Consider the following 14,592-nt stretch of genomic DNA (forward strand, 5'->3'; position numbering starts at 1 on the left):
AACATCGTATTCGATGCCTGCATCTTCCAGTGCCGCAGCATAAAAACGTCCCAAGCGAGCAAGATCACGACCGGTGTTAAACAAACCTGCATTAAAGAAGTAAGGGCTAGTACGGCCTGACTTTAAAGTAAACTCACCAAATTTAAGCACCTGCTTTTCAAGTGCGAATTCAATAAACTCTTTTTGATAATCTTTCATTACTAAATTAACCTACTTCTAAATTATGCTAAAGCTTGCTTTTGAGCATCGATAATTTCACGGATAGAATGCTTAGCCAGTGAAAGTAGCTCATCTAATTCATCAAACGAGAAAGGTTCACCCTCGGCAGTCCCTTGGATTTCGATGATTTTGCCGGTTTCAGTCAAAATAACATTCATATCGGTTTCTGCTTCAGAGTCTTCTAGGTATTCAAGGTCTGTAATTGGTTGACCTTTATATACACCCACAGAAATAGCTGCAATCATATGTTTAAGTGGATTAGAGTTGATCATGCCTTTGCTGCGCATGTACGTCAGCGCATCAACAAGCGCAACACATGCGCCGCTGATTGATGCAGTACGAGTTCCGCCATCAGCTTGAATTACGTCACAATCAATTGTAATGGTGTTTTCGCCTAACGCTTTTAAATCAACCGCAGCACGTAATGCGCGTGCGATTAAGCGTTGAATTTCCATTGTACGACCGCCTTGCTTCCCGCGAGCTGCTTCGCGACCATTACGGGTATGTGTTGAACGTGGCAACATACCGTATTCAGCCGTAACCCAACCTTAACCTTGGCCTTTCATAAAGCGTGGTACACCTGCTTCAACAGTTGCAGTACACAATACTTTCGTATTTCCGAACTCTACTAATACTGAACCTTCAGCATGCATAGTGTAATTACGTGTAAATGTAACCGGTCTAATTTGGTTAGGTGTTCTTTCGCTTGGACGCATTAACGATCCCCTTAAATCTGAATTTGCCACATTATAAGTATATATACGTGTAGATGCCATGTTGATTTACATAATTAAATGAATGTGAAATATGCAGCTGAAAAAATTTCCGCTAGAGGTTAAAGGCTGATACGGTATAATCAACCAAATTTGTAAATAAATAACACTAGGAAATCATCCATGATCCACAGCATGACAGCTTATGCGCGTCGCGAAATTAAAGGCGAATGGGGCACTGGCACTTGGGAAATTCGTTCAGTTAACCAACGTTACCTTGAAACTTTTATCCGCGCACCAGAGCAATTTCGTGGGATGGAACCTGTTATCCGTGAACGTTTACGCAAACACCTACAGCGCGGAAAAGTAGAAGTTTTCCTAAAATTTGCAGCAAACCCAGCACATGTTGGTGAGCTAACAATTAATGAATCTCTGGCTGAGCAGCTTATTAAAAGCGCGCAATGGGTGCAGCAGCAAAGCAATGGCGACATCAACCCTGTTGATATTTTACGTTGGCCAGGTGTGATGGAAGCTGAAGAGTTAGACATGGATAGTGTAAATACTGCACTGATCGCAGGCTTTGATGAAGTAATCGAAGACTTTAAACAAGCACGAGGCGATGAAGGTGCTAACCTTCACGAAATGATTGCAACCCGTTTAGATGCAATTTTAGAGCAAGTAGTCATTGTTGAGAGCCACTTACCAGAAATAGCTAAATGGCAACGCGACAAACTAAATCAAAAACTAGAAGAGTTAAAAACGGATATCGACGAATCACGTCTTGAGCAAGAACTTATTTACCTTGCTCAAAAACAAGATGTGGCCGAAGAACTAGACCGCTTAAAATCGCATGTTAAAGAAACTAAAAAAATATTAACGAAAGGTGGCGCTTGCGGTCGTCGTTTAGACTTTATGATGCAAGAGTTTAACCGCGAAGCGAATACGCTTGCGTCTAAGTCAATTAACAGCGACATCACAAACGCAGCTGTCGAGCTTAAAGTGTTAATTGAACAAATGCGCGAACAGATCCAAAACATAGAATAATTCTGTTGTTATTTTAAAATAAGAAAGACCCAGCTGTTGCAGGGTCTTTTGTTTAAAAACCACTCTACAGGGGAATAAAGTGGTATTAGCATCGGTGAAGGGAGGCTAATTATTGTAAAAACGTGTTGCAGCTACAGCATAGTCAGCACGCGTTACCGATTCATCACCATTGAAGTGTACGGTTACTTTTGGCTCTAAGTCGAAGCGGCCTTGGTGTACATCAAAGTACGCATTCAAAATGCCAAGGTCTAGCGCCAGCTGTACATACCCTTTTAGGTGGTCAGGAATAGTATGTTGATCTTCCAGTGTATATCGCTCATCGTTGTAAACCACTGTAATATCACCGCTAAATGTAGCTGCTGTTTCTTGCAGTGCTAATGATTGCACGAGCGAGTAAGCAAGTTCACTTCGACTCACCTGCTCTGTTGGTGAAAACATCGTTGTATCAGTCAACATTACAGGCGCTTGATCTTGTGCTGTATTACGAAGCGCAGCCCCTTTTTGTGTTACTGCATTAATTGCTGCGCTATACGAAGCATCAACATCGGTATAGCTTACTTGTGTCGCTTTGTTTGATTGTCTCACTCCTGCACCGAGTGTTAAAAAGTCGGCTAATTCTTGGCGAAGTAAAAAGTCATCGGGTTTAAATCCATTCTCTGTTGCATCGACTAACTGCTCACTCACTGCCATTTCAATAAACGCTTTTGCAGGGTGATCAGCGGCTACATCATCAAGTCCAGTGTAACCATCTGTTTTAACTATTTTTACTTTAACAGGAATCGAGCCTGGCACAGCATAACCATTGGTTACACCAATGGGGTCAACATCTACCCCAGACAAACCACCAATACCACTGGCTTTTAGCACCCATTCGCCGGCTTCTGCTGGGGCTGTTACAGCAATATTTTGGCCCAGTACTGGCAACGCAATACTCGAGCCATAACGTTTACCCGAAGGACTGGTGAGTGACAACCCTACGGTGTTGTCAGAAACATTGGCACTCACCATCAACATTGACGCATCTGGGCTAACATTAATAAGGGTGCCTGAATTATCACCCACGGGGCTAAAATCAACGGTGTCATTGTACTCAGCCTGCACTGATGTTTGCGCTTGAGCATTAAAGTTACGGTTAAGTTTAGTCGTGGTACCAAACGTACGTTGTTGATCAACGACTGACTGTACTGCGGCATAAGCATTTGCATAACCTGCCCCAACTTCCCAATCTTCAAGTCCGGGCATATTTGTCGCGGTTTCTTGCAAAATGGTTTTCACTTCACGCCATGTCAGGTTTGGATTCGCCTCTAACATCAGCGCGACAATACCTGAAATATGTGGTGCAGCCATTGAGGTGCCGCTCATTGATGTGTAATACGGCACATGATTAATATCCATAATTTCACTGTCATCAGCTAGACTCAAGGTGCTCAAGCTTGAAAGTGAAGCTCTTGCTGAAATAACATCAACACCTGGCGCCGTAATTGTTGGTCTATCTTGCCATTCGAGCTGTTCACCATTAATGCTAACAACGCCACCTTTACCTTTCACACCGCGAGAACTAAAGCTGGCCAAATTACCGGTTTTATCACCGGCTGCCACAGTAATAACCCAAGGTGCTTTTTTGAAGTTGCCTGTAATCGTGCCTTCACCGCTTCCTGAGTTACCCGCTGAGAAAACAACAATTACCCCATTGTCTGCCAACTTTTTGGTTGCGATATTTGTTGGATCATCTGGGTTAAAGTCTGTGCCTGTGTCGCTTGTATTTCCAAACGAGTTTGAAATAACACGAATGTTATAATCGAATTGATGCGTTAAAGCGTAATCAAAACCACCCAGTGTATCTAGAATAAATAAGCCCGCACCCGACCCATAACCAATAATTTTTGCACCCGGCGCGACCCCTTGATACTTACCACTCGACATTGCACCATTACCACCAATAATGCCCGCTACATGTGAACCATGACCACCCGCAATATCAGTGTTATCAACATCTTCTTGGTAAGTAATGGGTAATACACTCGACAACGAGTTTAAGTTTGTTTGTGCAAGCACGTTTTGTACAACGTGGTTAGGGTATTTGATGTCGCCATGCGTTCCATCCACCCCTGAATCATTAACGACAACACCAATGCCGCGACCAGAATACGGCATGCCTTTATGTCGTAAAGAGCTATCGGCACGTAATCGGTCAACACCAGTAATTTGAGTTGAACCATCATTTTCTAGTGATAGTGGCGCGTTGTACCAAATTGAACGAACTTTGTCTGATGCGTAGATAGCCTCGATTTGAGCTTTAGTTGCCGTAATACCGACCATAGGCAGGCTTTTTAAACTAACACCGCCTAACACACCTGCCGACTGAATGACGCTCATCAGTTCAGAGTCGACCGCTTTATTACCTTCAAACGTAACAATAACTTCGAACACATCTTGTTCTGTTGCTTGGGTCAGTAACTGACTAATTTCTGGCCCCAAAGATTTAGCTGATAAATTCAGTGACATTAAGCTTAGTCCTGCGCCAACAAGACCCGCGAGTAGTTTTTGTGATTTTAATTGAGTGTTAAGCATGAGAGTAAACCTTAATTTGTTTTGACTCTCTCAGCATGGCAAACACGTAGGCTTTTAAAAATGAGGGAAAACCCCTAGAGCAAGAAGGTTAAAACACCTTTATATGAGTAAATTATATTTTGCAGCGTAACGGACCAGTTCAGCTGCATTGGCGACTTGTAACTTATCAAGTACTTTACCACGATGATTTTCAGCCGTTTTTACACTGATATCTAAAGAGCGTGCAATGTCTTTGGTGGTTTTACCTTCGATAATAAGATGAAAAACTTCACGCTCACGACTGGTTAAATTACGATAAGGGTCATCCCAGGTTTCAGCCGGTTTTAATGACATGGTTGCTAATACACTGGCAGCGTATTGGCTAAAATAGGTTTTCCCTTGAGCAAGTGCTTTTACGGCATCAATAAGCTCATCACTGGCGCTGTCTTTTAACAAGTAACCAGATGCACCAGCCCGTACCATATGTATTACGTATTCTTGCTCTTCATGCATGGTTAACACCAGTACTTTAGCTTCTGGTAACTGCTCATGAAGTCGTTTAACCGCTTCCATGCCGTTTAATTCTGGCATGCTAATATCAATAACAATCACCATTGGCTTTAATTCAAGTGCTTTTTGTACGGCAGATAAACCATCTGCCGCTTCAGCAAGTACTCGAATATCAGGGTCATTGCTCAGTAAACTCACCAGACCTTGGCGCAAAATAGTGTGGTCATCAGCAATCAGTACGCTAATCATATTAATTATTTCCTGTTACTAGCACTTTAATTTCGCAGCCCTGCTGTGGCGCAGTCGTGACCGTTAGCTGACCACCGTATGCCATAACTCGGTCTCGCATTGCCCCTAAACCAAAGCCTGTTGTTAGATCATCAGGTTGTAGTTCCATACCTTGACCATTATCTTTTACTTTGACCATTAACATGCTTTTTGTTGCTATCACATTAATGGTAATTAGGCTTGCCTTCGCATGTTTAATGGCGTTGGTCAGCGCTTCTTGTACCACTCTAAATACCAAGGTTTGTATATCACTGGCTAGGTTATTATCAACTTGGTGATGTAAGTTAATAGTAAACGCCTGCTGTTCAGACATCACTCTCACCAACCACTCAAGTGCAGGCACAAGGCCTAAATCGTCTAATATGCGCGGTCGCATAAGCCGTGATATAACCCGAGTATCTGATAATGCTTGGCGAGCTAATTCAATACTCTCATTGAGAGCATGGCTGGGAGCTTCATTTTTTGCTTGCTGTAATTGATTTATTAAAGCGGTGAGTAGCTGCCCAACCCCATCATGCAGCTCTTGTGCTATTTGCTTTCGCTCATTCTCTTGCACCTGCCAAACACGCTTTGCTAAACCACGCATTTGCTCATTAGAGTTTGAAAGTTGCTGCGAAATTTGCTGCTGCTTTTGGTTAAGTTCTGCCACCAGCGAGGTGATATCCTTATCATTATTCATAACCAGCCAAGTCCTGTAACGAATCATCAAGTTGAAAATAACTTTGATAGTTTAAAAATTCAGCCTTTCTGTCTTTAGGAAGATTGGCCAATAAAGTGTTTAACTCTGAATTAAGCTTTGCTTTTAAGCTACTGGGTGCTTGCTCATTGTGATAAGCAAACTGCACTCTTAATCGATCAAATTGAAAACTCCGCCAGTACCCTCCCATCTTACGAAGTAGAATATCAGCCTGTTTTAGCGTTGCCTGAAAATCAGGCCATTGCTGTTGCATAAACTGCTGTACAGCAAGCAGCTCTAAATACTCAAGATAGGCATATTGATATAAAGTAAAATCAACATTACCCAGCGCCGCTAAATGAGCACTAATATCTTGCTGTTGACGCAGTGCTTCACGAGCCGCATAAATGAGCTTGGCAATATAAATAGCGCCCTGACTATAATCTTTGCTCATGGGCTCACTCATTTGTTGTTGAGTGATCATCTCACCCGTTATGAGCTCACTGTAAAATGCAAGTCGGCTAAAATACTCACGGTTGCCCTTATCGGCGATATCTTGTTTTAAGCTCGCGATTGTTGACGCTGCGCCGGTGATATCACCTAATTGATACGACCAATCAACAAGCCACAAGCCAAATTCACTCATCGCGCGAATATCTTGCAATGACTTTGCTTGCTCATAAATGGCACTTAACTCAGTGATGCTATTTGCAAAATTTCCTTGTAAAAAGGTCAATTTAGATAAGTAACTACGCGATACCCATTGCTCAAAGGTGCTATTGAGTTGTTTAGCATCTGCCAGTGTATTATTGAAAAGATGGTACGCGTTTCGCCAATTTCCCTGTGCTAATTCAATTTGCCCTAAATTCTGCCTTACATGGATGATACCCAAGGGGTATTGAATACCTTGATACAGTTGCTCAGCCTGACGCCAATAAACCAACGCATGCTTTTTATTTAACAGCATAAAATACATAAAACCGATGTTATTCATACTCTCGGCTTGCAGCATTTGGTTGCCAAGCGTCATGCGTATGTCGAGGCCTTGCTGATAATATTCAAGTGCTTTTTGATACAAAGCCTGCTCTTCTTCAAGCACCCCTAACTCGTTAAAAGTATGCGATAGTCCTTCTTGATCGCCTAGTTGCTCGTACAATGAAATGCTCTGTTGTAAATAGCGTTCTGCTTCTGTGTACTGTGCTTTAGCAAGGTGCAATGAAGACAGGTTACCCATGGTGGTTGCCATTCCAGCAATGTCGTCAATGTTTTCGCGGATAGCGAGTGCTTGACGGTAGTAATCAAAGGCTAAATCAATCTCCCCGAGTTGATTGTAAACAACACCAAACGCATTCAGCGCTTCGCCTTCTTGATACGCATTTTTCGATTTTTTGGCAGTTACTAAGGCTTTAACAAAATACTCATCAACCGCTTTTTGATACTGCCCTTGTAAAAATGCAGCTCGGCCAAGCATAAACCATGCATCGGGATGGTAAGGGTCAAGGTTAACGACCTCAAGCAACAGCGTTTCCATTTTTTGATGTTGTTCTGTCAGAAAATAAAACTCAGCAAGGGCTATTTTTAATTCCACATCATAAGGAAATGCCTTTACAAGGGCTGCATAGTCAGCTTGAGCTTGCTCTGCTTTACCGGCGAGATCATTAAGCCTCGCACTGGCAAATTTTGCTGTGTAGGTTTTATCTTCCGCAAACTTAAGGGCCTGATTGTAAGCATTCTCAGCATCGAAAAATTGCTGGGTGGCAAGCAATAATTCACCTTGCAATAACCAACCTAGCCCTGAATTTGGGTGCTTGGTTAAAAACTGCGATAACGATGTTTGCGCTTTTTCAAACTCACCTTTTTGCAGGAACGACTTCACAATAAACAACTCACCTGCAGGTTGAGGGTCAACTTGTAATGCCTTCACTTCAGTTGATAATTGCAATTGCTGTGAAAAACGCTCGGTAAAACTCGACACGCTTTGTTGCCAATTAGCTTGGTTAAAATCGCTCGTTAAGAGTGTATTTTGCTGTAATGTGTGCCCTTCAAGCTGATAAACATTAAATTTAATATCGTGTTGCTCTGAACCACTTGGGTATAGTTGCGGAGCAATCAGGTAGCTTACATTTAATAAGTCAGCCACCAGCGCTAGCTTTTGCTCATCTAACGGCATTGTAATTCCAAGTTGAGAGAGCAACTGACTTAGCCTGCCTTGCTCTACTACTCGTAAATGACCTAATTCATGCAGTTGATAGTTAATATATTCAGCAAGCCCTTGTGCAACGCTATCGTCACTACTTTGTAAAGGTAAAACAGCCACTGCATAGTATTCTTTCTCAGGCTGTTGGGGAGTATCGTGTGGCATGCTTAAAAACACCGCAGCCATAATAAATAAGCCTATAACCACCACGACAGCCATCAACATAGAGTGTTTTTTAATGTTGTGCGGTTTTTCTTTAATTTGTTTTAAAAATGCCGTTTGTGCCTCAGTGGCATTTTTAAAACGTGCGTTAACTTGAGAATGAATAAGTTTGTTGATAAATGGCGCAATAAAAGCCAGTTGTTTATGCTTTACGCGACATTTTGCTTTATTAAGCTGCTTTGCCGTTAATACCTCATCAAGGCTTTGTCCAGTAAAGGGAAGTTCACCACAACACAGCTGATACAACACCACGCCAACCGCGTATAAATCAGTAGTCGAATTTACAGCCCCAAACTGCAAATACTCTGGAGGGGCATAATGAACCGTCCCCACAATATCGCCCACATCTGCGCTGCCTCCTAACACCGATAAACCAAAGTCTGAAATATACAGTCGTCCCTTTTTATCGAGCATAATATTGGCGGGTTTAATATCTCGGTGAACAACATTGGCTTGCTCCACAAAAACCAATGCCTCTAATAACTGGCTGACAAATGTAATAAGCTCTTCACGACTCTGAAAAGTCAGGCTAGCCTCTTCTAGCGATTGGCCATCAATCCAATCCATCGTTATAAAATGTAGATTTTGCCAATGATAATATTCATGAACACGTAAAATAGTCGGGTGGCTTAATTGACGTAAATGCAGTAATTCTTGTTTGAACTTTGCAATCGCATCTGATTGCTGACTAATTGATTGATTAAGTACTTTAATGGCAATGTGTGTATCAAGCTGTTTGTCGTAGGCGCGGTAAACACACCCATACTGACCTTGACCACACATGGCTTCAATCTCAAAACGGCCAAGTAAACATTCGCCAGGCTTAAGATAAGTCGGTGAGCTAATTACCTGAGTTTCATGCAATTCATCACTGCTATTTTTAGAAACGTCGTTATTGCTCATATCACCTATTTAACAGGGGTTAATGACATAAATTAAATAAAGTATAGCCAGTATTTTCGTTAACGTGCTTATCTGTAACCACTTTTTGTAAGTTATCAATAGATTGTTGCAACAGTAAGGCTTGCACTGCAGCCTCGATTTGAAGTCCCATGCTGTGGAAAATTTCAATGTCTAAATCAGTCAGTACTTTTCCCGCTAATTGGCTGTCGGTATACACGACCCCAACAACTCGACCGTCAAACAGTAACGGGATACACGCGAGCGAGGATATTTTTTTCAACTGAATACTGTCGCGGTGTTTGAGTAAATCATGTACCGACACATCCATAGCCACCACGGGTTCTGCTTTTTCAAAGCAACGAGAGATTGCACCAACACTGCCTTCAAAGCGTTTCAATTTAAAATCACCCGTTTTGAAACCTTGCGCAATACATACTTGTAATGAATCTAATTGTTCGCCTAATAGCAACACACCACGCTGCGTGCCTGTTAACGTAATTAGGTTATGTAATTGGGCAATTAAGCTTTCTTTTAAATAGTCTGTATTAGAAGACGGTGAGGCTAACTTACTTTGTGTTAATCGCCAGGTGTTATGCTCATTAATGGCCGCTATTTGCGACATTGACTTTGCTTCAAACAAGCAATCTAAATCACCAATCGAAATGATTGCATCATCAGCAAGGGTTGAGTGAGTTACAACGGCACCGTTTACTTTCGTGCCGTTTAAACTTCGTTGATCATTAAGTTGCCATGCATCATTACTGTGCGACACACGAGCATGCTGACGTGACACCGTTGGGTGTTCCAAAATTAACTGACACTCTTTCGCACGTCCTATGAGGTATCCACTCTGTTCGTATAAATAGCTTTCCATCGCAGGCTGATCAGTATAACAAACCGTAATTCTAGCGGGCATACACAACTACTCTACAAACCTTATTATTCTTAATTGGCAAGTCTCAAACTAAAGCGTAACGTATTTGCATAAGCTATGAGCTCACCCATCACATTATCGACATCTCGGCTTGAGCGCCACACATCTGGAATTGCTTGGCCTCGATTAGCTTTCACATTATTAATAAACTGGCTAACTTCACTACTCGCTGAGCTGTAATCAAGCGTCATGATTGCTTGGTTAATATCGGCGACGTCTTGCAATAGTGTTGAATAAACAACACTGTCAATCTGGCTAGAAAAAGCATTTAACGCCGTTTGTAAGTCGTTAAACTTTGTATTGATCACAACGGTTGCAGGGCGTAAGTCAGCGACAATTATAAACTGTGAAAAGCGGCCTGTTGAACCGCGAGCACGGTAACTCCCCGCCCCCATTGTTGTGGTAATATCTTTAAACTCACCGCCCAAAGGCGCTTTAAAAAAGCGTAGCGGCGTACCCGCTGTGTACTCTAAATTGTGCGTATGAATGTCAACACTGGCGACTCCCGAAAACGAAAAACCGCCACTGGTATCAGGCTCAATGGTAATCATCATTGGAAAAAGCGCTTGCAAAGAAATATTGCTACTGTTTGGTAATCGCTGCAAAAGATTAAGCGACGTGATATCAATAATTTCGGCTGTAATACCTATATTATCAGCGGTAAGGCCTACTGCATTTTCAAATTCAAGGATAATATCTGCTGAAATATTTGCAGGGAGGTTAATCACGGCCTCAACAGTATTACCTTGAACATTGACACTGACTAATTCTGTGCTGTGTGATACGGGGCTTGAAAGCATCATTATTAAAGCAAATGCAATGATGTAAAACGTCTTGAACTGGCTCATATTCTCAACTCTCTCGTGACGACGGCAAGCCGAAGTAACACGTTTATTTAACAAACTACAACATTAAACTTACTTTCGACTGGGGTATTTCGCAAGTTTTTAATGAAAAATAACGAATAAAAACCAACCATTTTTCAGGTTGGTTTTTATTCATCAAGGACTTAACTATCTTAAATATTGATTGAACACTCGACCAATAATCACCGCGTAATCACCCCGGCTTACTACGGTGTTTGGTTCAAAGTAAGCAACAAGCGTCGGTGTTAAATCATAGCGACCCTGTTCAAGCTCAAAACGGACACCTAACAGCGACATATCAACAGCCAATTGCACATACCCTTTTAATTCGCTAGGTATCGCATTGCTATCACGAAGCGGGATTTGTTCGCCGTTGTAAGCAACCGTGATATCGCCCGTGTGATTGCCAGCCTGCGATTGTAAGCCAAGTGCTTGCACTAATGAGTACGCTAAATCGGTTTTGCTAACTGTGCCCGTCGGATTAAATGACTGCCCCGATACTGACATTACTGGATTTTGCTCTTGTTTACGGTCTTTTAACGCTGAGCCTACTGACGTAACGGCATCGACAAACGCTTCGCTACCAGACATAACATCCGCAAAGGCCGGTTTTTGTGTCGCCAGAATGTCACGTTGTTGTCTGATTGCCATTCCCATCACAAGATACTGAGCAAGCTCTGCACGTGATAGGTTTACATCAGGTCGGTAGTAGCCATCATCGTGACCATCAACGAGTCGTTCACTAACCGCAAACTCAATCGCTTTTCGAGCTGGGTGAACAAAAATATCATTAAGCCCTTGGTATCCACCTGACTTCAAAATACTAATTTCACCACTAATAAACTCAGGTAAGCCTGGGCCATTTGTGACACCTGTAGGATCGGCTTCTACACCTGATAACGAGGTCAAACCAAACGCAGATAACTTCCACTCTCCGGCTTGTGCTGGCGCTGAAACACGCATTGAAGTATCAAGTACTGGCAAGGTTAAGTTGCCAAAATAAACCGTGCCATCGGGTGCTTCAAGTTTGAGTTTAGTGGTGTTCGCCAGCACATCTGCAGCCACATTGATAAACGCAGCATCACTGCCAACAGTAAAGGTAAATTCCTCTGGTTCACCCACTGGTGAATAGAACACTTCAAATGGGGTGGGTGAGCTGTCATCCACAATAATGGCATTCGCATTAAAGTCGTTTAAGTTATTTACTGTGACACTATTTTCAGCGTTATAACCCAATGCGCCTGCTACAGCGGCATACGCATTGACATAACCAGCGCCCACTTCCCATGCTTGATAGCCCGGCATGTTTGTCGCTGTTTCTTGCATAATCTGTTTAATTTGAAGCGGTGTTAAGTCGGGGTTTGCTTCCAGCATCAGCGCAGCCACACCCGCAACATGGGGGGTGGCCATTGACGTGCCTGAAATCATTGTGTAATAAGGTAAGTATTCAGCTTCAATTGCGTCAATGTCATCTGCACCGCCGTTCGACACGATGTTCGTTTTTGCGCGTGTCGAAATAATATCCACTCCCGGTGCGACTATTGTTATTTCATTTTTATACTGCCACTCACTGCCGTCTGGCATAGTAAAGGTGCCTTGTTCACCACTTTTACCCCGTGATGAAAAATCAATTAAATCACCTTGCTTTGTGCCTGCACCCACCGACATTCCCCATGGAATTTGTGCATATGGGTTGTGAGTATCTTCGCCTGAACCTGAATTACCCGCAGCAAACACTGATAACATACCCAACTTGTAAGCTTTATAAGATGCCAATGAAATAGGATCATGGCTTTCAAACTTACCACTGCTTCCCCATGAGTTACTCATGATACGAATCGGCGAATTAAAATCCCAAATATGGGTAATGGCATAGTCATAACCACCCAGAGCATCCAAAATAGAAATACCTGCGCCAGAACCATAACCAATTAAATCAGCACCCGGTGCTGCACCTTGGTACTTACCATCAGAATGGCTTCCCCAACCAGCCACAGTGCCCGCACAGTGTGTGCCATGACCTACATTTAAATCGGTGTTAAGTTGGCCTTCAATCCACACACCACTTGCACCAGTAATTGAAATAGCACTGGCATGAGTAATCCCTTGCACGTTTTCAATGACTTTAGCGCCATACTCTAAATCAGCGAGTGACGCATCAATGCCAGAATCATTGACAAGAACGGTGACGCCCTTACCTGTGAACGTCATCCCATTATTAGCCGTGAATTCGTCTGATTGAAGCTTTTCAACCCCCGTAATTTCTCGCGCTTCTAGGTTGTAATAAGTTAAAGGTCTATTTGCAAAAATAGAGCGAACCCCTTCCATTGCTGCTAACTTTTTAATTTGTGTAGGTGATGCAACAACACCAATCATTGGTAATGACTTAAATTGCACACTTTGTGTGATACCTAGATTAATTAACTTACTTATTTGTGTGGCTTTAAGTGCTTCCATTTGCTCGTAACTTACAACCACCATCGCTTTGTCTGTGAGCGACATAGTTTTAAGCTGTTGCTCTAATTGAGAGCCTATCACTGCGGCTGCCGCTGCGTTTAAACTGAATCCTGCAAGCGTTAAACCAACCGCCATATTTTTCATTAATAGTTTCATCTGACACCTACCTTGCGTGAATTGACGCCTAAAATGGTTAATGTTTTATTTACATTTCTAATTAAATAGCCGAATGAAGTTGGCAGCTATCAGGATCAATCCCTACATGGCATGAGGGAAATCCCCTATTAGGTAAGGTATTAAATGAATTTTTACGGGCACTACCTAGTAAAGGTTAAGCGTTTTCTATCCCCTTTGAGGAATATCTTTCGTCCTATGTTTCAACTAGATTGATTAAACCATTCGTCATTTAAAAGTAAGGATTGAGAATGTCTGCTCGTACAGAAACATCAAATGATATAGCGAGCGAAAGCGCTAATGCTATTGACCTTGTCAATGAAGATAACTCAACCACCAAGCAACACACTCATATTGGACAAGCTATTTCAGGCAGTAACATAAACTGGGAGGCACAATCGCCCATCAAGCTCATTGCGCATATCATCGATAATTTTCATGAAAAGCACAGAATGCAATTTCAACAATTGATCCAATTAACCAAAGCAGTGAAATTAAAAAATACTGATCATTGTGACTACCCTCATCATCTGGAATCTCATTTATCGCAAATGAAATATGAACTTGAAGAACATATGATGAAAGAAGAGGCCATTTTATTCCCAATGATCATGAAAGGTTATTATCCATCGGGTCCTATTAGTGTGATGGAAGCAGAACACTTAGAGCACGAGAAGGCACTCGAAAAATTAACCACACTCACCAATAAGTTTACTCCTCCGCACGATGCTGATGAAGACTGGCAGCGTCTTTATGCCAAAATACATGAGCTCTACAACGATTTAAACGAGCACATTCATTTAGAAAATAATATTCTTTTTATGCAAGGTTAAGGCAAA

The 14,592-nt window shown here is 42.2% G+C and carries 10 protein-coding genes and 1 pseudogene (1 of these 11 only partly in view); 2 read left to right on the forward strand and 9 right to left on the reverse strand.

The annotated features are described in order from the left end of the window. Window positions 1–198, reverse strand: partial view of an orotate phosphoribosyltransferase gene (gene pyrE / locus IT970_RS13300; protein WP_036973002.1) — the 5' portion only. Its footprint begins 447 nt before the window's first position; 198 of the gene's 645 nt are visible here — the first part of the coding sequence; its start codon is at window positions 196–198; its stop codon lies off the left edge, out of view. 23 nt (window positions 199–221) lie between these two features. Continuing rightward, window positions 222–935, reverse strand: a pseudogene (gene rph / locus IT970_RS13305) (ribonuclease PH). Between the two features lie 180 nt (window positions 936–1,115). Here rph and IT970_RS13310 point away from each other — a divergent pair. Continuing rightward, entirely contained in the window at window positions 1,116–1,976 is an 861-nt protein-coding gene (locus IT970_RS13310) for a YicC/YloC family endoribonuclease (protein ID WP_036973004.1), read from the forward strand. A 105-nt stretch (window positions 1,977–2,081) separates the two neighbouring features. Here IT970_RS13310 and IT970_RS13315 read toward each other — a convergent pair whose 3' ends face one another. The 7 genes from IT970_RS13315 to IT970_RS13345 all read right to left on the reverse strand — a co-directional run bounded on the left by IT970_RS13315 (window position 2,082) and on the right by IT970_RS13345 (window position 13,735). Then, window positions 2,082–4,547, reverse strand: coding sequence for a S8 family serine peptidase (locus IT970_RS13315; RefSeq protein WP_182395482.1), 2,466 nt, complete (start codon window positions 4,545–4,547; stop codon window positions 2,082–2,084). Between the two features lie 99 nt (window positions 4,548–4,646). After that, complete coding sequence (locus IT970_RS13320) at window positions 4,647–5,285, reverse strand: response regulator transcription factor (protein ID WP_036973006.1); 639 nt, start codon at window positions 5,283–5,285, stop codon at window positions 4,647–4,649. A 1-nt stretch (window position 5,286) separates the two neighbouring features. Further along, on the reverse strand, window positions 5,287–6,003 hold the full coding sequence (locus IT970_RS13325) for a sensor histidine kinase (RefSeq protein WP_036973007.1): 717 nt from the start codon (window positions 6,001–6,003) through the stop codon (window positions 5,287–5,289). Continuing rightward, window positions 5,996–9,322 (reverse strand): serine/threonine-protein kinase, encoded by a 3,327-nt coding sequence (locus IT970_RS13330; protein WP_118844634.1) that lies wholly within the window; start codon window positions 9,320–9,322, stop codon window positions 5,996–5,998. Before IT970_RS13330 ends, IT970_RS13325 begins: the two co-directional genes overlap by 8 nt. 19 nt (window positions 9,323–9,341) lie before the next feature. Continuing rightward, window positions 9,342–10,238: an FHA domain-containing protein gene (locus tag IT970_RS13335; RefSeq protein ID WP_051501919.1), complete on the reverse strand. Its 897-nt coding sequence runs from the start codon at window positions 10,236–10,238 to the stop codon at window positions 9,342–9,344. A 29-nt stretch (window positions 10,239–10,267) separates the two neighbouring features. Beyond that, window positions 10,268–11,104 carry a DUF6689 family protein gene (locus IT970_RS13340; protein ID WP_065978361.1) on the reverse strand — a complete coding sequence of 279 codons (837 nt, stop codon included), beginning with the start codon at window positions 11,102–11,104 and terminating at the stop codon, window positions 10,268–10,270. A gap of 165 nt (window positions 11,105–11,269) precedes the next feature. After that, window positions 11,270–13,735: a S8 family peptidase gene (locus IT970_RS13345; RefSeq protein ID WP_065978360.1), complete on the reverse strand. Its 2,466-nt coding sequence runs from the start codon at window positions 13,733–13,735 to the stop codon at window positions 11,270–11,272. A 269-nt stretch (window positions 13,736–14,004) separates the two neighbouring features. On the opposite strand from IT970_RS13345, the gene IT970_RS13350 reads away from it, so the two are divergent. Then, window positions 14,005–14,586, forward strand: a complete 582-nt coding sequence (locus IT970_RS13350) for a hemerythrin domain-containing protein (protein WP_051501920.1) — start codon at window positions 14,005–14,007, stop codon at window positions 14,584–14,586. Window positions 14,587–14,592 lie beyond the last annotated feature (6 nt).

It is taken from the genome of Pseudoalteromonas sp. A41-2 (assembly GCF_015767615.1).
GTDB lineage: Bacteria > Pseudomonadota > Gammaproteobacteria > Enterobacterales > Alteromonadaceae > Pseudoalteromonas > Pseudoalteromonas lipolytica.

Bases quoted from the DNA above. Each gene is read 5' to 3' on its own strand.
- IT970_RS13320 (WP_036973006.1), bottom strand. From the start codon at position 5,285: ATGATTAGCGTACTGATTGCTGATGACCACACTATTTTGCGCCAAGGT.
- IT970_RS13350 (WP_051501920.1), top strand. From the start codon at position 14,005: ATGTCTGCTCGTACAGAAACATCAAATGATATAGCGAGCGAAAGCGCT.
- IT970_RS13315 (WP_182395482.1), bottom strand. From the start codon at position 4,547: ATGCTTAACACTCAATTAAAATCACAAAAACTACTCGCGGGTCTTGTT.
- IT970_RS13340 (WP_065978361.1), bottom strand. From the start codon at position 11,104: ATGAGCCAGTTCAAGACGTTTTACATCATTGCATTTGCTTTAATAATG.
- IT970_RS13345 (WP_065978360.1), bottom strand. From the start codon at position 13,735: ATGAAACTATTAATGAAAAATATGGCGGTTGGTTTAACGCTTGCAGGA.
- IT970_RS13330 (WP_118844634.1), bottom strand. From the start codon at position 9,322: ATGAGCAATAACGACGTTTCTAAAAATAGCAGTGATGAATTGCATGAA.
- IT970_RS13325 (WP_036973007.1), bottom strand. From the start codon at position 6,003: ATGAATAATGATAAGGATATCACCTCGCTGGTGGCAGAACTTAACCAA.
- IT970_RS13335 (WP_051501919.1), bottom strand. From the start codon at position 10,238: ATGCCCGCTAGAATTACGGTTTGTTATACTGATCAGCCTGCGATGGAA.
- IT970_RS13310 (WP_036973004.1), top strand. From the start codon at position 1,116: ATGATCCACAGCATGACAGCTTATGCGCGTCGCGAAATTAAAGGCGAA.